The following is a 19,693-nucleotide window of genomic DNA, read 5'->3' on the forward strand; positions in this document are numbered from 1 at the left end:
GCTCAGCCGATCACGAGCATCGGCTGGTCGAATTCCACCGGCTCGCCGTCCTCGACCAGGATCGCCTCGACCACGCCGTCGCGGTCGGCTTCGATCTGGTTCATCATCTTCATCGCCTCGACGATGCAGATGGTGTCACCCTTCTTGACGCTGGAGCCCACTTCCACGAAGGGCTTGGAGCCCGGGGCCGGGCTGCGGTAGAAGGTGCCTACCATGGGGGAGGTCACGGCATGGCCCTGGAAGCCCGGCTCTTCGGCGGCGGGCTCGGCCGGGGCAGGGGCCGCCGGCGCCTGGGGGGCCGGCTGCTGCGGAGCGGCATAGCCCTGGGGCATGGGGGCCTGCCAGCTGACGCCGTTGGGGTGACGGCTGATGCGGACCGACTCCTCACCCTCCTGGATCTCGATTTCGCTGATGTTGGACTCTTCGAGCAGCTCGATCAGCTTCTTGACCTTGCGGATATCCATGACGTTGTCCCGATCGCTTGGGTGCAGTGAATGTGGGTCGGCTCGGCGGCGCTGTCAACCCGAGCCAACTTGCCAGAGATCGCGGCAAGATGACGACTCTTACCGCGCTATTGGCCTTGAAAAAGGGGATGACGCCGGAGTTTGCCGAAAATCAGTAGGGATGTCCAGTGGTGCGGAGAATGCCGTGAGAAGCGGGGGTTTAAACGGCCGTTTGACGACGTTCGCGACGACTCGCCGCCCGGCAGGCGGCGGCGATATCAGCCCTGCTGGCTCTCCAGCCAGCCCAGCACACCCTCCAGGTGCGAGGCGAGCCCGGGGGCGCGCATCTCGCCCTGGATACGCGCCTCGCGGATCTCCTCCTCGCCCTGGAAGAAGAGCAGGCTGGGGGGGCCGAACAGGCCGTAGTGGTCGAGGAGCTCCCGGGTAGCGCTGCCGGAGTTCGTCACGTCGACGTCGATGCGGGCGAAGGCGGAGAGCGATTCGGCGACCCTGGGGTCGGGGTAGACCTGTCGCTCCATCTGCTTGCAGGAGATGCACCAGTCGGCGGTGAAGTGCACGAAGGTCGGGCGGCCGTCGTTCACCGAGGCGAGCGCCCGCTGCAGGTCGTCGAGGCCCGTCACGGTGGTGACCTCGGCGGGCTCCACCGCCGCCGCGCCGCCGCCACCGCCCAGGGTGGCCAGGGGGCGCAGCGGGTCATGGGCGCCGCTGGCGGCGCCCAGCACCAGGGCCAGGCCCCAGGCCATCAGCAGCAGGCCGGCGGCCTGGCGCACCCGGGGCCAGCCCTGGGGCAGGTTGACCGACATGGCACCCAGCGCCAGGGCGCTGCCGATGGCCAGGCCCGCCCACAGCAGCAGTGCCACCGCCGAGGGCAGCAGGCGCTCCACCAGCCAGATGGCCACGCCCAGCAGCAGGATGCCGAAGGCGATCTTGACGCCGTTCATCCAGGCGCCGCTGCGCGGCAGCAGGGTGGTGCCGAAGGTGCCCACCAGCAGCAGCGGTACCCCCATGCCGAGCCCCAGGGCGAGCAGCGCTGCGCCGCCCATCATGGCGTCGCCGGTGGTGGAGATGAATACCAGGGCACCGGCCAGGGGGGCGGAGACGCAGGGGGAGACCACCAGCACCGACAGCGCGCCGGCGAGGGCCAGCCCGGCGGGGCCGCTTTGCTGGGCGCGGGCCTGCCAGGCGTCGATGCGTCCGGAGAGCCGAGGCGAGGTGCGCAGCTCGAAGGCGCCGAACATGGCCAGGGCGAAGAGGGCGAAGAGCAGCGCGAAGGTGATCAGTACCGGGGCGGACTGCAGCCGCGCCTGGAGGTTGAGGCCGGCGCCGAAGAGCCCCATCAGCACCCCCACGGCGGCATAGGTGAGCGCCATGCCGGCCACGTAGCTGGCGGAGAGCACGAAGGCCCGGGGGCGCCCGGGGTTCTGGCCGACGATGATCGAGGAGAGGATCGGCACCATGGGCAGCACGCAGGGGGTGAAGGTCAGCCCCAGGCCGGCCAGGAAGAAGAGCCCCAGGGCCAGCGGCAGGCTGGCATCGGCCATCAGCCGCTGGAAGCGCCCGTCATCGCTCTGGGGTGCGGCAGGGGCGGCGCCGGCGGCATCCTCGCCTGGGCTGGCGCTGTCTCCGCCGCCCGGGGCGCTGCCGTTGCCGCCCGCCAGGGCGGCGAAGGCCGCCGGGGCGGCGCGCTCCGGCGCCTCCAGAGCGACCCACTCCGGCGGATAGCAGAGGCCGGCGTCGGCGCAGCCCTGGAAGGTGAAGGTCAGCGGGAAGACGCCGCTGGCCCCCTCCTCAAGGGGCACCTCGATGACCATGGTGTCGCGGAAGACGTAGACGTCGCCCATGAACTCGTCGCTGGTGAACTCGCCCTGGGGGATCTGCGGCTCGCCCAGGGCCACCGCCTCGGACGCCACCGCGAACTGATGACGGTAGAGGTAGTGCTCGGGCGTGACCTCCACGCCCACGTAGAGCGTCTCGCCGTCGTGCCAGGCGTCGGGCTGGAAGGCCTCCAGCACGGGCAGGAACTGCTGGGAGCTGGAGGAGGAGAACCACTGCGCCTGAGCGGCCAGGGGCAGCAGCATCATCAGGAGCAGCGGGGCGAGGCGTCTGGCGATCAAGTGGGGCATCCTTATCCTGCGGGTGTCGGGGCGAGCTCGGACTAGAGACCCATGGCCGGCGGCGCGGTTCCCCGCGAGCGCGGCCGGGGCGCTGGAGTTCGCAGTGGTGCTAGGATAGCGCAGAAGCACGCGGCAGTCAGCGTGCCGAGTCCTGCGTCGTCTGCGCCCCATTGTCGCATCGCGCGGGCCTACCTTCATTAGACAGGGATTATCACGACATGGCCTGGAAAAGCTGGCGCGCCGCCCGGCGCCGCAGGAAGGAGGAGGCGCTGGAGCGCCCCCGCTATGGCTGGATCTGGAAGCCGCTGCTGGCGCTGGCGGGGCTCTACCTGCTGGTCACCATCGCACTGGGGGTCTGGTGGAGCCAGCCGCCAGCCGCCTTCGACGTGGAGCAGGCGACCTTGGAGCGCCGCGGCGAGGCGGCCTATGCGCCCGGCGCCAGAGGGACGGTGAGCGTGGCGACCCTGGCCCAGAGCGTGGCCACCCTGCTGGAGAAGCCCGGCGGCTACCTGCGCAACGATATCGCCCCGCCGGGGATCTGGCTCGACAATATGCCCAGCTGGGAGCTCGGCGTGCTGGAGGAGTCGCGGCGCCTTGCCCTGGCCCTGCCGCAGATGGCCGGCGGCGACTCGGCGGCGCTCGTCGAGGCGCGGGAGGCGCTGCTGGGCGATGATCGCGACTGGCTCTACCCCTCCACCGAGCAGCGCCTGGAGGAGGCGGTGGCCGCCCTGGATCGCAAGCTGGCCGCCCTGGATGACCCGGAGGCGGGCTTTCCGCCCGGCGCCGGCCTCGGCAGCTGGCTGGCGTCGGTGGCCGAGGGGCTCGATGACCTGGCCCTGCGCCTGGCGGCCAGCGTCGGGGGGCATGAGGCGCTGACCGAACTGGCCGTGGATACCGAGTCGCTGCCGCCGCCCACGCCCTGGTACCGGGTCGACAATATCTTCTTCGAGGCCCGGGGCAGCGGCTGGGCCCTGGCGCAGCTGCTGGAGGGCGTGCAGCGTGACCAGGCCGACGTGCTGGACGAGGCGGGCGTGCGCGGCGAGTGGGAGCGCCTGCTGGCCGAGCTGGAGATGACCCAGCGGCGCCTGTGGAGCCCGGTGGTGCTCAACGGCTCCGGCTTCGGCGTCTTCGCCAACCACTCCCTGGTCATGGCGCTGCATATGACCCGCGCCCGGGATCTGGCGGCGTCGCTGGCCGAGCGGCTGGCCGAGCCGCCGGCGGCCCTGGCGGCGCCGGCAGAGATCACCGAGACGCAGCCCGGCGAGGCGCTGCTCGAGGACTCGGTGGAGCCGTCCGAGCCCGTCGAGCCGCCGGTGGAGGCGGTGGAGCGCCTCGAGGAGGAGGTCGTCGAGCCGCCCCCCGAGGCGCTGGCTGCCCCGGAGGCCTAGGCCGGCCCGCCTGGGCCCACGCCTGAATGCAGCAGGGCCGCCCGGATGGGCGGCCCTGCTGGGTCTGGCGGCTGGCGCCGACAGCGAAGTGAGAGGGGTACTCTCAGGCCTTGGCGTAGGCGGCGGCGGCCTTCTCGATGGCCTTGCGGGCGGCCTCGGCGCCTTCCCAGGACTCCACCTTCACCCACTTGCCCTTCTCGAGATCCTTGTAGTTCTCGAAGAAGTGGGCGATCTGCTGGCGCAGCAGCTCGGGCAGGTCGGTCACCTCCTGGACGTCGTCATAGAGGCTGGAGAGCTTGGGGTGGGGTACGCAGACCAGCTTGGCGTCCTCGCCGGCCTCATCGGTCATGTTGAGCACGCCCACCGGGCGCGCGCGGATGACGCTGCCGGCCTGCACGGGGACGGGGGTCACCACCAGGGCGTCCAGGGCATCGCCGTCGTCGGCCAGGGTGTGGGGGATGAAGCCGTAGTTGGCCGGGTAGAACATCGGCGTTGCCATGAAGCGGTCGACCAGCAGCGCGCCCATGTCCTTGTCGATCTCGTACTTGATCGGTGCGCTATGCGCGGGGATCTCGATCGCCACGTAGACGTCGTTGGGGAGGTCCTTGCCGGCGGGGATGTTATCGAAGTTCATCGTCGCTTCCTTGGGTTGGAAATCAGCCTGGTGTATCGCTGAGCGAAAATCCGCGAAATTATACGGAGCGGGGGCGGCGATTACCAATGCGACATAGGTGACGGGCCGCTGCGGCTTTGGTTGACACCACGCGGGCGGCACAGACGTGTATCATGGGCGCCGGCGGGGTCCGCCGGCTGGCGAGAGGTCGGCGTGAGGCCCCAGGGAAGATCCACCTTGCGGGTAAGGAGATGCCTCTTGGGATCTGCGCAGCTGTCCTTGAGTTACGGTCAGGCCTATGTGGCCCCGGAGCGCCGCCACCATCGCAGCTCCATGTCGGTGCGCTACCCGGACCTGGGGCAGCTCAACGCCAAGGGCGCCTGTGCGGTGATCAGCGACTCGATCCGCCGCAACTCCATGGCCAAGCAGGCCGGCGATCTCAGCGTGCGCGGCTTCCTGGCCGACTACTACTCCACCCCGGACCACTGGGACGTCAAGACCTCGGCGACCCGGGTGCTGCGCGCCCTCAACGGCTGGTGCTACAGCCAGAGCCAGTGCGTCGCCGAGGGCGGCTACGTCTCCTCGCTCTCCGCCATGGTCTACCGCGGGCGCACGGCGCATCTCTTCCACCTCGGCGATACCCTGGTATTTCGCCTGCGCGGGGCCGAGTTCGAACAGCTCAGCCGCGACCATGTCACCGACCTGGGCGGCTACCGCTACCCCTCCCGGGCCCTGGGCATGGATAACAGCATCGATATCGACTACGCCCAGTTCCCGATCAAGCAGGGCGATATCTTCCTCTTTACCACCCAGGCGGTGCTCGGCACCCTGATGCCCTCGGAGTACGTGCAGCTGATCCGCCAGGATGCCAGCGACCTCAACGCCGCCTGCGACCGGCTGGCCGGGGCTGCGGTGCAGCGGGCCCAGTCCCGGGGCTATGGCGCCGAGCAGTTCTGCTTCCAGCTGGTACGCATCGACGAGCTTCCCGACGAGCAGCCCGACCACCCCGGTCGCGCCTACGGCGACCTGCCGATTCCCCCCGAGCTCTCGCCGGGGGATCGTCTCGACGGCCTGGAAGTGCAGGCGGTGCTGTCGCGCACGGCCCAGTCCCGGGTCTACCGGGTCCGCGATATCCAGACCGAGCGCGAGATGGTGATGAAGGCGCCGAGCCCGGAGCTCTCCAACCGCAACGTCTACCTGGAGCACTTCCTGCTGCAGCAGTGGGTGGTGGAGCGGGTCAAGTCCCCCTTCGTGGTGCGGATCATGGAGTCCTCCCGGCCGCGTCGCTACCTCTACTACCTGATGGCCTACGTGGAGGGGGAGACCCTGACCGAGTGGGCAAGGCGCCACCCCCAGGCGACCCTGGTGCAGCGGCTGGACATCGTCAACCAGCTGGGCAAGGCCATCCAGGCCCTGCACCATCGCGACATCCTTCACCAGAAGATCTACCCGGGCAACGTGCTGATCGACACCCACGGACAGGTGCTGCTGACCGACTTCAGCGCCTGCCGCACCCGCGACGGCGGGAGCCATGGCGACGCCAGGGACCTGCTGCGCCAGGTGGGACTGACCGAGCACAGCGCGCCGGAGTACGCCCTGGACGATTCGGTAGGGCGGCGCAGCGACCAGTACTCCTTTGCCTCCACGGCCTACTGGCTGCTGACCGGCGAGCTGCCCTACGAGCTGACGCCCAATCGGCTGCGCAGCCATACGGATCTCGAGCAGCTGGTCTACCGCAGCGCGCGCACCCGCAACCCGGAGGTGACGCCGGCCCTGGACGAGGCCTTGCGCCGCGCCCTGGATCCCCAGCGCTCGCTGCGCTTTCGGCGCATGTCGGAGTTCCTGCGCGAGCTGCGTCAGCCCCTCGCCGCCGTGCGCAAGGAGGAGCGCCCGGGGCCGCGGGTCTTCCGCGACTCCGGTCAGTTCTGGCAGGGCATCGCCGCCATCCTGCTGCTGCTGCTGGTGCTCTCCTGGCTGCTGCGTTGATGCCCTTCGGGCCGGTGCGAGGTTCGAGGCGCGGGAACCTGGATCCTCGCACCTCGCACCTCGCACCTCGCACCTCGTCCCTGTCAGAGCGTAAACGCCGGCAGCTTGCGCTCGACCCGGTGAAGCGCCAGCTTGGCGACCCTCGGCAGGCCGTTCTCGAAGGGAGGGAAGTCCTCGCCCTGGATCAGCGGCGAGAGGTACTGGCGGCACGCCTCGGTGATGCCGAAGCCATCCTCGCTGATGTACTCGGCGGGCATGAACTTCTCGCGGTTGGCGATCTCGGCCAGGGGCGCGGGCTCGATGGTCCAGGCGTAGGGGGCGTCGGAGGTGCGCTTGATGGCGGGCATCATGGAGTTCCTGCCGGCCACCGCCAGCTCCACCGCCTTCTGGCCCACGGCGTAGGCCTGCTCCACGTCGGTCCGAGAGGCCAGATGGCGGGCGGCGCGCTGCAGGTAGTCGGCCACGGCCCAGTGGTACTTGTAGCCGAGGTCCTGCTTGACCATGCCGGCCAGGGTCGGGGCCACGCCGCCCAGCTGGCGGTGGCCGAAGGCGTCGGTGTTGCCGGAGTCGGCGAGGAAGGTGCCGTCCTCGTAGCGGGCGCCCTCGGAGACCACGATCACGCAGTAGCCGTACTTCTTGACCGCCTCGTCGACCCGGGCCATCACCGCGGAGCGATCGAAGGCCACCTCGGGGAAGATGATCAGGTGGGGCGGCTCGCCCTCGCCCTGGCCGGCGAGTCCGCCGGCAGCGGCGATCCAGCCGGCGTGGCGACCCATCACCTCGAGCACGAACACCTTGGTGGAGGTGGCGCACATGGAGGCGATGTCCAGGGAAGCCTCCAGGGTGGAGGTGGCGATGTACTTGGCCACGCTGCCGAAGCCCGGGGAGTTGTCGGTGATCGGGAGGTCGTTGTCCACGGTCTTGGGCACGTGGATGGCGGTGAGCGGGTAGCCGAGCTTCTCGGAGAGCTGGGAGACCTTGAGGCAGGTGTCGGCGCTGTCGCCGCCGCCGTTGTAGAAGAAGTAGCGGATATCATGGGCGCGGAACACCTCGATCAGCCGCTCGTACTGGGCGCGGTGGGTCTCGATGTCCTTGAGCTTGTAGCGGCAGGAGCCGAAGGCGCCGCCCGGGGTGTGACGCAGGGCCGCGATGGCCTCGTCGGACTCCCGACTCACGTCGATCAGGTCCTCGGTGAGGGCGCCGATGATGCCGTTGTGGCCGGCGTAGACCTTGCCGATCTGGTCCGGATGACGGCGGCAGGCCTCGATCACGCCGCAGGCGCTGGCATTGATCACGGCGGTGACGCCGCCGGACTGGGCGTAAAAGGCATTATGGGCCATGGGGCTGTTCCTGCTCCTGGTCGCTGCTGGTCGGTATAGGGGTTCAAGGCCGGAGGATTCTAGCCGAAAGCGGCCGAGGCTGCACCCGGCGCCCGGAGCTGTCGCAGATGGCACTACCGCTCAAGGCTGTTCCGGCGACAGGCCCTCGAGGGGGCGCTACGAGTACCTCCTTGTAGACTACCTCGGCCCTGCGGCACTCTCGCGTCCCGCTCCGCTTGCAGGACCGGTGCTGGCCATCCTTGGCCAGCCCGTTCTGAGTAATACTCCTCACCCCTGGTCCTCGGACCCCCTCTCCGACCTGCCCCCGGCGCCTTTCGCTGACGCCTATGGGGAAATGCGATAGCCCTGGCTGGGCGCTGGAGGGGCTCGGGGCGCCATGCTAGTCTCGCCACTTTCTGTCGCGGTCCAGCGCGACGGGAGACCGCGGTACCCCTTGGCAGTCAGGAGAGCGCATGCACGTCCATATTCTCGGTATCTGTGGCACCTTCATGGGTAGCCTGGCGCTGCTGGCCCGGGAGCTGGGCCATACCGTCAGCGGCTCGGATGCGGGAGTCTACCCGCCCATGAGCACCCAGCTGGAGGAGGCGGGCATCGCGCTGTGCGAGGGCTATGCGCCGGCCAATCTCGAGCCCCGTCCCGACCTGGTGGTGATCGGTAACGCGCTCTCCCGGGGCAACCCGGAGGTGGAGGCGGTGCTCGACCTGGGCCTGCCCTACGTCTCCGGCCCCCAGTGGCTGGCCGAGCAGGTGCTCCCCGGGCGGCGGGTGATCGCCGTGGCCGGCACCCACGGCAAGACCACCACGGCGAGTCTCGTCGCCTGGCTGCTGGAGTCCGCGGGGCTCGCGCCGGGCTTTCTGATCGGCGGCGTGCCGCGCAATTTCGGCGTCTCCGCCCGGCTCGGGGCGCCGGACGCCCCCTTCGTGGTGGAGGCCGACGAGTACGACACCGCCTTCTTCGACAAGCGCTCCAAGTTCGTTCACTACCGCCCCGAGATCGCCATCCTCGGCAACCTCGAGTTCGATCACGCGGACATCTTCGAAGATCTGGCCGCCATCGAGCGGCAGTTCCACCACCTGGTGCGCACCGTACCGGGGCGCGGACGCCTGCTGGTGGCCGACGGCGAGCCGGCCCTCGAGCGGGTGCTGGCCCTGGGGGCCTGGACGCCGACGGTGCGCTTCGGCGAGGCGGCAGAGAGCCCCTGGCGCCTCGAGCTCGAGCGCGAGGACGCCTCCCGCTTCCGGGTGATCCACCAGGAGGGGAACGTCGACGAGGACGCCGTGGTGGACTGGCCCCTGACCGGGGCCTACAACGCCCGCAACGCCCTGGCGGCCCTGGCCGCCGCCCACGCCTGCGGGGTGGATCTCGCCCGGGGGGCGGCGGCGCTGTCGCGCTTCGAGACCCCCCGGCGGCGCCAGGAGCTGCGCGGCGAGGTGGCCGGCATCCAGGTGATCGACGACTTTGCCCACCACCCCACCGCCATCGCCGCGACCCTGGCCGGGCTGCGCGCCGCCACCGCCCGGGGCCGCCTGCTGGCGGTGATCGAGCCGCGCTCCAACACCATGCGCCTGGGCACCCTGCGCGAGCGCCTGGCCGAGAGCGTCGCCTGTGCCGATCTGGCCTTCTGGTACCAGCCCCCGGGCCTCGACTGGTCCCTCGAGCCGGTCAGGGCCGCCAGTCCGGTGCCGGCTCGCCTGGAGCAGGCGCTGGAGGCCCTGGTGGCGGCCCTGGTGGCCGAGGCGCGCCCCTATGATCGTATCGTGGTGATGTCCAACGGCGGCTTTGGCGGCATTCACGACAAGCTCTTGGCTGCCCTGAAGGAGGCGCATGGTGAGTGATCTAGCAGCACAGGCGTTCGGTCCCCCGGTCACGGTGGCGCTCACCGGCGCCTCCGGGGCCCAGTACGGTCTGCGCCTGATCGAGGCCCTGGTGGCCGCCGAGCGCGAGGTGTGGGTGATGATCTCCAAGGCGGCTCATCTGGTGATCGCCACCGAGACCGACGTCGACCTGCCGGCGCGCCCCGAGCGGCTCGCCGAGGCGCTGGCCCAGCGCAGCGGCGCGCGCCCCGGGCAGATTCGCTGCTTCGGTCGCGAGGAGTGGATGGCGCCGGTGGCCTCGGGCTCGGGGGCGCCCTCGTCCATGGTGATCTGTCCCTGCTCCACCGGCACCCTCTCGGCGGTGGCCACCGGGGCCAGCAACAACCTCATCGAGCGCGCCGCCGACGTGGCCCTCAAGGAGCGCCGCCAGCTGGTGATGGTGCTGCGCGAGACGCCGCTCTCGGCCATCCATCTGGAGCACATGCTGAACTTGACCCGGCTGGGCGCGGTAATGCTGCCCGCGGCCCCGGGCTTCTATCACCAGCCCGCCACCATCGACGACCTGGTCGACTTCATCGTCGCCCGCATCCTCAACCAGCTCGGTATCGAGCATCGCCTGATGCCCCGCTGGGGAGAGCCCTAGATCGGCGGCAGCCAGGCGATGCGGGCGGCGACCAGCACGAGGGAGGCGCCGCCGAGCCACCAGGCCGGGCAGGGGGCCAGCGGTGCCCGCGGCCTGGCCTGCCAGGCCAGCTGCACCAGGGCGCAGACCACCAGCCCCAGCAGGGCGCCTCCCACCAGGTCGCTGAACCAGTGCACGCCGATCACCAGCCGCGACAGCGCCATGGGCACGGCGAAGAGAATGGCGCCCCAGTAGACCCAGTGGCGCTGGTGATGGGGCAGCTCCCGGGCGATGAAGGCCGCGGCGAGCCCGGCCAGCACCACGGCGGTGGAGCTGTGGGCGCTGGGGTAGGCCATGGAGCCGGTCAGGTAGTCAGGCGTGCCGGGGCGGGGGCGGTCGAAGAAGGCCTTGCCCCAGGTGTTGAGCAGGGCAATCAGGCCAAGCCCGCCGCCGATATGCAGGAAGGCATCCAGGCGCCTCCGCCACAGCAGCCAGACCCCCCAGGGGAGCACCAGGGCCACCACGCCATAGGTGTCTCCCACCCGGGCCAGGGCCTGCCCCAGGGCCTGCAGCCAGGGGGCGGTCAGGGAGGCGAAGAGGTCGTGCAGGGTGGCGTCCATGGGCAGCGGGCCGCTGGCGCCTTGCTGCATGACCAGCAGGGTCCATCCCGAGACGCCGCCCAGGGCCAGCACCAGCAGCAGCCAGCTGGCCAGGGGCAGCTCGCCGCGCCCGGTGGCGCTGCCGGCCAGCCACAGGCGCCGCATCACCGGGTGGCGGCGGGCACCCAGGGCCAGCAGCCGATAGAGTCGCCCGCTGCGGCTGACCTGCTGGCGCAGCCAGGAGAACACCACCGCCAGGGCCACCAGCAGGATGGCCAGGGCGACCAGGGCCGCCTGCATTTCCGGCGGCACGTCGAAGAGCTGCTGCCAGGTGCGTCCCAGCAGGTAGCCGGGGAGCACATAGGCGGGCGCCCAGAGCAGCGCCGAGGCGAGGTTGGCCCAGGAGAAGGCCCGGGGCGACATCCTGAGCATGCCGGCGATCAGCGGCACCACTGGGCGTACAGGGCCGACGAAGCGGCCGAAGAACACCGACAGGGTGCCGTAGCGCTGGAAGAAGCGTGCCCCCCGGGCGATCCACTCGGGGTGGCGCGACAGCGGCCAGAGCCGGGTCACTCGGGCGTGCTGGGTATAGCCGAGCCAGAAGCTGATCCAGTCGCCGACCACGGCGCCGACGAAGGCCGCCAGCATGATGGCCGGCAGCGCCAGCTCCTGGTGGCCGGCCAGTGAGGCGGCCGCGGTGATCAGCACCACGCCGGGCACCAGCAGGCCGATCAGCGCCAGCGACTCCACCAGGGCGATGGCGGCGATGATCAGCAGCAGGAGCGTAGGCGAGGGCGTCAGCTGATAGAGGGCATCGGCAAGGTTCAAGGGGGACTCCGTGTCGAGGGCGGTCAGGATGTGGCGTTGCGTTGGGTCGTGGCCTGGAGGCGCTGGAGGAAGGCATCGGCCTCCTCCCCCTGGCGCAGGCAGCAGACGGTCAGGCGCGCCTCCAGCTGGCCGGTATCCAGCAGGATTCGACGCGCCAGCGCTTCCTCCAGGCGCTGGCGCACCAGCAGGGCGCCGCTCTCGCTGGTGTCGGGGAGCAGCAGCCAGAAATCGGCGGGGCCCTCGCGACCGAGCAGGTCATGGTCGCGGCTGCAGCGCGCCGCGGTGTCGCAGAGCGCCTTGAGCAGGGCTCGGTGCGCGCCGCTGCCGAACTGCTCCCTGGCCATCTCCAGCTGGGGCAGGTGAATCAGCAGCACCGCCAGGCGCTGGTCCAGCAGGGCGGCGCGCTCGCACTCGCTGTGCAGGCGGTCATGCATGGCGCTGGGGCGCATGGCGTCGCACTCCTCATCCATGGGGTCGGTGGCCTGGAGCAGTGCGCGCTGGTGCAGGATCTCCCAGGGCGCCAGGCCGGCGACCACCACCAGGGCCAGGTAGCCCAGCGCCAGGTCGGGAGTCAGCCAGGCTTCGGCCAGCAGCAGCCAGACCGGGGTCAGGGTGAGATTGAGCAGCATGGCCGATCCCAGCGGCAGCAGCAGCAGGGTCAGCACCGGGGGCAGGCCCAGCCAGAAGGGAGGCAGCGAGGAGGGGCCCGGCAGCTCCATGGCCACCAGCAGATAGCCGGTCACCAGGACCAGGTAGGCCGAGAGCCGCGCGGTCTCGGGCTGGCCCAGTCGCATCAGGGCGGCGGTGAGTACCACCGGCGTCAGCATGGCCGGCAGCAGTATGCGGCCATACTCGCCGGTCAGGTAGTGCCAGCCCGCCTGGCCGAGCAGCAGCAGGGCGGTGAGCGCATAGAGCAGGGCATGGGTGCGGGTGAGGGAGCTATCAGCCATGGCCGGCCTCCCGCTCCAGGGCGCGGCACTCCTCGCTCACCGACACGACCAGGGAGAGCGGCGTGGTCCGCAGGCGTTTGACGGGCCCCAGCCGGGCGAGCAGCTCGGCCCGGCGCCGTTCGGCCTGCTCGGCGTCGGGCGAGAGCAGCAGGGCTGCCAGGGTGCGGCTGTCCAGCCGGTAGCAGGGCTCGAAGCGCCGGGTCAGTTCGCAGAGCCGCTGAGCCTGGGGCCAGAAGCGCCGCCGCCCGGTGCGCAGCAGCAGCAGCTCGCCGTGAACGCCGTCCCGCTGTGCCCGGGCCCGCTCCCGGGCCAGGTCGCGGCCTAGCTGGGCCCGGGGCCAGAGGCGCATGCCTGGCACCAGGTGAACTCGCTGCCTGGCCGCGCCCCGCAGCGGCGCCAGGTCCCGGGAGCGCAGCAGGCCGAGCAGGAGCAGGGCGCCGAGCAGGATGCCGGAAAGCAGCGCCAGCGGCGGCGGCATGTCCTGGGCCAGCCAGCCCCAGCTGAGGGCAGCCAGCAGCAGGTTGAGCCCCGACATCCAGGCCGGTTGGGGGAGCATCACCAGCGCCGCCCAGGCCCACAGCCAGAGGGGGAAGCGTTCCGGAGCGGTAAACAGCAGGGCGGTGAGCAGCAGGCTGGGCAGCAGCTGCCAGGGCACCAGGACCGGACGCCGGTGGCTGAACTCCACCAGCAGGGCGGAGACGGCGAGCCACCCTGCGGCCAGCCACAGCAGCAGGGCCTCGGTAAGGCTGGTCGAGGCCGGGGCCATCAGCGCCGACAGCAGGGCCGCGAGCAGCAGGTTCAGGCGCAGCAGGCCGACTTTGTACTTGCTCTGCATGGTGGCTTACTATGACTCCCTTTGCGGATAGCGTGGCCGGGTGCCGCGTCAGTATAACGCCGTGGCCGGGCCATCTGGCCACGCCCACAGGAGACCCCTTTCGGCATGTCAGCACAAGTCACTTCCTCCGACGAGGCGATCCGCGACGTCGAAGCCTACATGGAGCGCCTGGGCGAAGCGGCTCGCGCCGCCGCCACCGTGATGCGTCGCACCCCCACCGGCCCCAAGAATGCCGCGCTGCTGGCCATGGCGAAGCGCCTCGAGGCGGCCCGGGACGAGGTGCTGGCGGCCAATGCCCGCGACCTGGCCCGGGGCCGCGACGGCGGCCTCGATGCGGCGCTGCTCGACCGCCTCGAGCTGACGCCCGGTCGCTTCGACGCCATGCTCGAGGGACTCGAGCAGGTCGCCGCACTGCCGGACCCGGTCGGTGAGATCGACAGCCTGCGCTATCGGCCGAGCGGTATCCAGGTGGGCCAGATGCGCGTGCCGCTGGGCGTGATCGGCATCATCTACGAGTCGCGCCCCAACGTCACCCTGGAGGCGGCCAGCCTCTGCCTCAAGTCCGGCAACGCCGCCATCCTGCGCGGCGGCAGCGAGGCGCGGGACTCCAACGCCGCCATCGCCGCCTGCATTCGTGCCGGCCTGCTCGATGCCGGCCTGCCCGAGGCGGCGGTCCAGGTGGTCGCCACTACCGACCGCGCCGCCGTGGGTCGGCTGATCGCCATGCCCGAGTACGTGGATGTGATCATTCCCCGCGGCGGCAAGTCGCTGATCGAGCGCATCTCCCGGGAGGCCCGGGTGCCGGTGATCAAGCATCTGGACGGCGTCTGCCACGTCTACGTGGACGCCACCGCCGACCTCGACAAGGCTTTCGCCATCGCCGTCAATGCCAAGACCCACCGCTACGGCACCTGCAACACCATGGAGACCCTGCTGCTGGACGCCCCGGTGGCCGAGGCGCTGCTGCCGCGCCTGGCGGCGGCCTATGCCGAGCACGGCGTGGAGCTGCGCGGCTGCGAGCGCACCCGGGCGCTGCTGCCCGGCATCGCCGCGGCCAGCGAGGAGGACTGGGGCGCCGAATACCTGGCCCCGGTGCTGGCGCTGCGGGTGGTGGAGGGTATCGACGCCGCCGTCACCCATATCGAGCGCTACGGCTCCCACCATACCGATGCCATCATCACCGAGGATTACGCCCTGGCGCGGCGCTTCATGGCCGAGGTGGACTCCAGCTCGGTGATGGTCAACGCCTCCACGCGCTTCGCGGACGGCTTCGAGTATGGCCTGGGCGCCGAGATCGGCATCTCCACCGACAAGCTCCACGCCCGCGGCCCGGTGGGCCTCGAGGGGCTGACCACCCGCAAGTACGTGGTCCTCGGCGATGGTCAGATCCGCCAGTGAGTGAGGAGGCGCTCCTGCCGCTGCCGGCGGGTGTGGCGGATCCGCCCCGTCCGGCGCGGATCGCCATGCTCGGCGGCACCTTCGACCCGGTGCACCTGGGCCACCTGCGCAGCGCCGTCGAGCTGCGCGAGGCCCTGGCGCTGGACCGGGTGCACATGGTGCCGGCCAGCGTGCCGCCCCTGCGCGGCGAGCCCAGGGTGGCACCCGAGCAGCGCCTGGCCCTGCTGCGCCTGGGTATCGGCGACACCCCGGGGCTGGTCGCCGATCCCCGGGAGCTCCAGCGGGAGGGCCCTTCCTGGAGCGCCGATACCCTGGCCTCCCTGCGCCGGGAGTATGGCGGCGAGGCGCGCCTGGTGATGGCCCTGGGGCATGACGCCTTCCTGCGCCTGGCCGAGTGGCGCGACCCCGAGCGGCTCTTCGCCCTGGCCCACCTGGTGGTGGTGGACCGTCCCGACTTCGAGGCGGCGCTGCCCGCCGAGCTCCGGGCGCTGATCGACGGGCGGGAGGTCGGCGACGGCGAGGCGCTGATGGCGCGCCCCGCCGGCGGCCTGCTGCGCCTCTCGCTGCCGTCGCGCATGGCGATCTCCGCCACCGAGGTGCGCCGTCGCCTGGCCGAGGGCAGGAGCGTGCGCTACCTGCTGCCTGAAGCGGTGGAGCATTACCTGCTGGAGCACGCCCTCTATCGCGCCTGAGCCGCTCCCTTGGCAAGCCCGCTGGAAAAGCCCGGGAACGAGCGCTGCCAGCGGGCGGTCAACCCGGTACAATGGTCGTTCAACGACAGCCTGACAGAAGACCCTATGCATATCGACGCACTCAAGACGCTGGTGGTGGACGCCCTGGAGGACCTCAAGGCCAAGGACATCGCCCAGCTGGATGTCTCCAAGCTGACCAGCGTGACCGACCAGATGATCATCGCCAGCGGCACCTCTTCCCGGCACGTGGCCGCCCTGGCCTCAAGCGTGGTGCAGAAGGCCAAGGAGGCCGGCATCCAGCCACTGGGCGTGGAGGGCGAGAATGGTGCCGACTGGGTGCTGGTGGACCTCGGCGACGTGGTGGTTCACGTCATGCTGCCGGAGACCCGTCAGCTCTATGACCTCGAGCGCCTCTGGGCCGACCTGCCCAGCGACCTCGAGCGCAGCGAGGGTGAGGCCCACGGCGCATGAGGGTACGCCTGCTCGCCGTGGGCACCCGCATGCCCGCCTGGGTGACCCAGGGCGTCGAGGAGTACCGCAAGCGGCTGCCGCGGGACTTTGCCCTGGAGGTGGAGGAGATCGCCCCCGGCCAGCGCGGCAAGAATGCCGATATTCCCCGGGCCATGGGCCAGGAGGCCGAGCGCATTCGCGCTCGCCTGCGCGGTGACGAGCACGTCGTGGCCCTGGAGGTGGGGGGCAAGCCCTGGAGCACCGAGCAGCTGGCCGAGCAGGCCGAAGGCTGGCGCCTGGAGGGGCGTGACGTGGTGCTGCTGGTGGGCGGCCCCGACGGCCTGGAAGCGGGCCTCTCGGCCTCGGCCGACCAGCGCTGGTCCCTCTCGCCCCTGACCTTGCCCCATCCGCTGGTGCGGATCCTGCTTGCCGAGCAGCTCTACCGCGCCTGGACACTGATGGTGGGCCACCCCTACCACCGCTGACCGGGCCGCCCAGCGGCCGGGAGTGCCATGCGCAAGAATCGCGACAACCTCAAGAGCCCCGAGCAGGAGCTGCGCATCTTCCGCTTGCGGGCGCTGCTCGCCGTGGTGCTTGTCTTCGCCCTCACCGGCGTGCTGATGGGGCGGCTGGCCTGGCTGCAGGTGGTACAGCATGAGGTCTACAGCACCCGTTCCGAGAAGAATCGGGTGCGGGTGGAGCCGCTGCCGCCGACCCGAGGCCTCATTTATGACCGCAACGGCGTGCTGCTGGCGGAAAATCGTCCCACGTACAACCTGACCCTGGTGCGCGAGCGGGTCGATGACCTGGATGCCACCCTGGGGCTGCTGGTGGAGCTCCTCGAGCTGCCGGAGGAGGAGGCCGAGGCCTTTCGGGTTCGCTCTCGCCAGCGCCAGCGCCCCTTCCAGCCGGCGCTGCTGATGAGCGACCTCGATGAGGAGCAGATCGCCCGGCTGTCGGTCAACCGCCACCTGCTGCCGGGGGTCGAGGTGGAGGCCCAGCTGCTGCGCTACTATCCTGATGCCGAGGTGATGGCCCACGCCCTGGGCTATGTGGGCCGCATCAACGCCGAGGAGCTGGCCAACCTGGACACGGGCCGCTACGCCGGCACCCACTTCATCGGCAAGACCGGCGTGGAGCGCTTCTACGAGGACCAGCTGCACGGTCAGGCGGGGCTACGCAAGGTGGAGACCAACGCCCGGGGCCGGGTGCTGCGCGAGCTGGGGCGTACCGATCCGGTGCCCGGCCAGAACATCACCCTGACCCTCGACCACGGTCTGCAGAAGCTGGCCTATGAGCTGCTCGACGGGCGGCGCGGCTCCATTGTGGCTATCGCGCCCCGCACCGGCGAGATCCTGGCCATGGTCTCCACGCCCGGCTTCGACAGCAACCAGTTCGTGACCGGCATCGACGTGGCTTCCTACCGGGCGCTGCAGGAGAACCTGGACCTGCCGCTCTACAACCGTGCCATCCGCGGCCACTATCCTCCCGGCTCCACCATCAAGCCCTTCCTGGCCCTGGCGGGACTCGCCGAGGGGGTGATCACGCCGGATCGGACCATCAACGACCCCGGCTTCTATCAGCTGCCCAACGATACCCGCCGCTACCGCAACTGGCTGCGCTGGGGCCACGGTCGCGTCGACATGGAGCGTTCCATTGCCGTTTCCAATAACACCTACTACTACGCCCTGGCCTACGATCTGGGGATCGATCGCATTCATGAGACGATGAGCGCCTTCGGCTTCGGGAAGCGCGTGGGGCACGACATCTTCGGCGAAAGCACCGCCCTGATGCCCTCCCGGGAGTGGAAGCGGGGGCGCTTCAATCAGCCCTGGTACCCGGGAGAGACCCTCTCGGTGGGAATCGGCCAGGGCTACTGGCAGGTCACCCCGCTGCAGCTGGCCACCGCCACCGCGGTGCTGGCCAATCGCGGCGAGTGGGTCAAGCCGCGCCTGGCCAGCCGCATCGGTGACGAGGAGCTGCCGGCACGGCTCGCCGACACCCCGTCGGACATCGAGATTCCCCATGATGCCTGGTGGGATCGCATCTTCTCCGGCATGGAGAAGGTGCTCACCGGCCACGAGGGCACGGCGCGACGCACCGGGGTCGGACTCGAGTACCGCATGGCCGGCAAGTCCGGCACCGCCCAGGTCTTCTCCCTGGGCCAGGACCAGCGCTATAACGCCGAGGAGCTGGCCGAGCGGCTGCGCGACCATGCGCTCTTCATGGCCTTTGCCCCCACCGAGGACCCGCAGATCGCGGTATCGGTGATCGTCGAGAACGCCGGCGGCGGCAGCACCCACGCGGCGCATCTGGCTCGGGCCATGAGCGATGCCTGGCTGCTCAAGGACAGGGAGCCCGACGTGGAGGAGCTGCGCGAGGCGATGGCGGATGATGACAGCCAGGTAGCGGGGAACTGACCATGGGCATGATCGACCTCTCGCGTATCCTGCGCCCCTACCCGGTGCGCCCTCCGGCCAGCGGCATCTCCCGGCGGCGCAGCCTCTGGGAGCGGCTGCACCTGGACCCCTGGCTGCTGGGCATGCTGCTGGCGCTGATGGCGGCGGGGCTTATGGTGCTCTACAGCGCCAGCGGCCAGCGCATCGAGCCGGTGATCGCCCAGGCCATCCGCTTCGGCGTGGCCCTGGTGGTGATGTTCCTGCTCGCCCAGCTCTCGCCCTCGACCCTGCTGCGCTGGGCGCTGCCGGTCTATGCCCTGGGGGTGCTGCTCCTGGTGGCGGTGGAGCTGGTGGGAGATGTGGGCATGGGGGCCAAGCGCTGGCTGGTGATTCCCGGGGTGATTCGCTTCCAGCCCTCGGAGATGATGAAGCTGGCCATGCCGCTGATGGTGGCGGCCTACCTCAGTCGGCGGGCGCTGCCGCCAACGCTGCGGGATATCGCGGTGTGCGGTCTGCTGGTCGGCCTGCCGGTGGCGCTGATCGCCAAGCAGCCCGACCTGGGCACCTCCCTGCTGGTGGCCTCCGCGGCGATCTTCGTGGTGCTGCTGGCGGGGCTCTCCTGGCGCTTCATCGCGGCCCTGGCGGCGCTCGCCGCGGCGGCACTGCCGCTGCTGTGGATGAACCTGCACAACTATCAGCGCCAGCGGGTGCTGACCTTCCTGGACCCCAACAGCGACCCCCTGGGCTCGGGCTGGAACATCATCCAGTCCACCACCGCCATCGGCAGCGGCGGGGTATTCGGCAAGGGGTGGCTGCAGGGGACCCAGTCGCAGCTGGAGTTCCTGCCCGAGCGCCACACCGACTTCATCGTCGCCGTGCTCGGCGAGGAGTTCGGCCTGGTGGGCATGCTGGCCATCCTGGCGCTCTACCTGGCCATCATCAGTCGCGGCCTCTGGCTGGCTGCCGGCGCCCAGGAGACCTTCGGGCGCCTGGTGGCGGGCAGCATCATCCTGACCTTCTTCATCTATGTCTTCGTCAACGTGGGCATGGTCAGCGGCATCCTGCCGGTGGTGGGGGTGCCCCTGCCGCTGGTCAGCTATGGCGGTACCTCCAGCGTGACCTTGATGGCGGGTTTCGGTATTCTCATGGCCATTCATGCACACCGCCGTCTGCTGCCGCGCTAGCGCCAGCGGGCCGCGCC

At 70.5% G+C, this 19,693-nt stretch carries 17 protein-coding genes; 10 read left to right on the forward strand and 7 right to left on the reverse strand.

Annotated features, from left to right (window positions below; translation table 11 throughout):
* Positions 1–2: 2 nt before the first annotated feature.
* Both accB and dsbD read right to left on the reverse strand, forming a co-directional pair.
* Positions 3–464, reverse strand: a complete 462-nt coding sequence (gene accB / locus NHL60_RS07755) for an acetyl-CoA carboxylase biotin carboxyl carrier protein (RefSeq protein ID WP_253451058.1) — start codon at positions 462–464, stop codon at positions 3–5.
* Between the two features lie 257 nt (positions 465–721).
* A complete protein-coding gene (dsbD, locus tag NHL60_RS07760; RefSeq protein WP_253451061.1) occupies positions 722–2,587 on the reverse strand; it encodes a protein-disulfide reductase DsbD in 1,866 nt (621 codons plus the stop codon).
* A gap of 209 nt (positions 2,588–2,796) precedes the next feature.
* Here dsbD and NHL60_RS07765 point away from each other — a divergent pair, with 209 nt between their 5' ends.
* Positions 2,797–3,966 (forward strand): DUF2333 family protein, encoded by a 1,170-nt coding sequence (locus NHL60_RS07765; protein WP_253451064.1) that lies wholly within the window; start codon positions 2,797–2,799, stop codon positions 3,964–3,966.
* 103 nt (positions 3,967–4,069) lie between these two features.
* Here NHL60_RS07765 and ppa read toward each other — a convergent pair whose 3' ends face one another.
* Positions 4,070–4,600 (reverse strand): inorganic diphosphatase, encoded by a 531-nt coding sequence (gene ppa / locus NHL60_RS07770; protein ID WP_253451068.1) that lies wholly within the window; start codon positions 4,598–4,600, stop codon positions 4,070–4,072.
* 237 nt (positions 4,601–4,837) lie between these two features.
* Between ppa and NHL60_RS07775 the strand changes: the two genes are divergently transcribed.
* Complete coding sequence (locus tag NHL60_RS07775; protein ID WP_253451071.1) at positions 4,838–6,565, forward strand: bifunctional protein-serine/threonine kinase/phosphatase; 1,728 nt, start codon at positions 4,838–4,840, stop codon at positions 6,563–6,565.
* An 83-nt stretch (positions 6,566–6,648) separates the two neighbouring features.
* Here NHL60_RS07775 and NHL60_RS07780 read toward each other — a convergent pair whose 3' ends face one another.
* A complete protein-coding gene (locus NHL60_RS07780) occupies positions 6,649–7,905 on the reverse strand; it encodes a 6-phosphofructokinase (RefSeq protein WP_253451075.1) in 1,257 nt (418 codons plus the stop codon).
* A gap of 452 nt (positions 7,906–8,357) precedes the next feature.
* On the opposite strand from NHL60_RS07780, the gene mpl reads away from it, so the two are divergent.
* Together mpl and NHL60_RS07790 are read left to right on the forward strand one after the other, a co-directional pair.
* Positions 8,358–9,740 carry a UDP-N-acetylmuramate:L-alanyl-gamma-D-glutamyl-meso-diaminopimelate ligase gene (mpl, locus tag NHL60_RS07785; RefSeq protein WP_253451080.1) on the forward strand — a complete coding sequence of 461 codons (1,383 nt, stop codon included), beginning with the start codon at positions 8,358–8,360 and terminating at the stop codon, positions 9,738–9,740.
* On the forward strand, positions 9,733–10,362 hold the full coding sequence (locus tag NHL60_RS07790; protein WP_253451083.1) for a flavin prenyltransferase UbiX: 630 nt from the start codon (positions 9,733–9,735) through the stop codon (positions 10,360–10,362). The genes mpl and NHL60_RS07790 overlap by 8 nt, the downstream gene beginning before the upstream one ends.
* On the opposite strand, the gene NHL60_RS07795 is transcribed toward NHL60_RS07790, so the two are convergent.
* Genes NHL60_RS07795 through NHL60_RS07805 form a run of 3 tightly spaced genes read right to left on the reverse strand, consistent with a single transcriptional unit; the run spans position 10,359 to position 13,553 of the window.
* The gene (locus NHL60_RS07795; protein ID WP_253451086.1) at positions 10,359–11,768 is read right to left on the reverse strand and encodes a bifunctional DedA family/phosphatase PAP2 family protein; all 1,410 of its coding nucleotides are present in this window, start codon (positions 11,766–11,768) and stop codon (positions 10,359–10,361) included. The two genes, NHL60_RS07790 and NHL60_RS07795, sit on opposite strands and share 4 nt — an antisense overlap.
* 23 nt (positions 11,769–11,791) lie before the next feature.
* Positions 11,792–12,718, reverse strand: a complete 927-nt coding sequence (locus NHL60_RS07800; protein WP_253451089.1) for a diguanylate cyclase — start codon at positions 12,716–12,718, stop codon at positions 11,792–11,794.
* On the reverse strand, positions 12,711–13,553 hold the full coding sequence (locus NHL60_RS07805; RefSeq protein WP_253451092.1) for a hypothetical protein: 843 nt from the start codon (positions 13,551–13,553) through the stop codon (positions 12,711–12,713). The genes NHL60_RS07800 and NHL60_RS07805 overlap by 8 nt, the downstream gene beginning before the upstream one ends.
* A 105-nt stretch (positions 13,554–13,658) precedes the next feature.
* Here NHL60_RS07805 and NHL60_RS07810 point away from each other — a divergent pair, with 105 nt between their 5' ends.
* The 6 genes from NHL60_RS07810 to rodA all read left to right on the forward strand — a co-directional run bounded on the left by NHL60_RS07810 (position 13,659) and on the right by rodA (position 19,676).
* Positions 13,659–14,951 carry a glutamate-5-semialdehyde dehydrogenase gene (locus NHL60_RS07810; protein ID WP_253451095.1) on the forward strand — a complete coding sequence of 431 codons (1,293 nt, stop codon included), beginning with the start codon at positions 13,659–13,661 and terminating at the stop codon, positions 14,949–14,951.
* Positions 14,952–15,016: 65 nt separating this feature from the next.
* Complete coding sequence (nadD, locus tag NHL60_RS07815; RefSeq protein ID WP_253452070.1) at positions 15,017–15,643, forward strand: nicotinate-nucleotide adenylyltransferase; 627 nt, start codon at positions 15,017–15,019, stop codon at positions 15,641–15,643.
* Positions 15,644–15,748: 105 nt separating this feature from the next.
* Positions 15,749–16,114 (forward strand): ribosome silencing factor, encoded by a 366-nt coding sequence (rsfS, locus tag NHL60_RS07820; protein WP_253451098.1) that lies wholly within the window; start codon positions 15,749–15,751, stop codon positions 16,112–16,114.
* Positions 16,111–16,578, forward strand: coding sequence for a 23S rRNA (pseudouridine(1915)-N(3))-methyltransferase RlmH (rlmH, locus tag NHL60_RS07825; RefSeq protein WP_253451101.1), 468 nt, complete (start codon positions 16,111–16,113; stop codon positions 16,576–16,578). The genes rsfS and rlmH overlap by 4 nt, the downstream gene beginning before the upstream one ends.
* Positions 16,579–16,605: 27 nt before the next feature.
* The gene (mrdA, locus tag NHL60_RS07830) at positions 16,606–18,513 is read left to right on the forward strand and encodes a penicillin-binding protein 2 (protein ID WP_253451104.1); all 1,908 of its coding nucleotides are present in this window, start codon (positions 16,606–16,608) and stop codon (positions 18,511–18,513) included.
* A 2-nt stretch (positions 18,514–18,515) separates the two neighbouring features.
* Entirely contained in the window at positions 18,516–19,676 is a 1,161-nt protein-coding gene (gene rodA, locus NHL60_RS07835) for a rod shape-determining protein RodA (RefSeq protein WP_253451107.1), read from the forward strand.
* Positions 19,677–19,693 lie beyond the last annotated feature (17 nt).

The sequence above is a fragment of the Halomonas sp. Y3 genome, from assembly GCF_024137965.1.
GTDB classification, from domain to species: Bacteria; Pseudomonadota; Gammaproteobacteria; order Pseudomonadales; family Halomonadaceae; genus Halomonas; species Halomonas mongoliensis.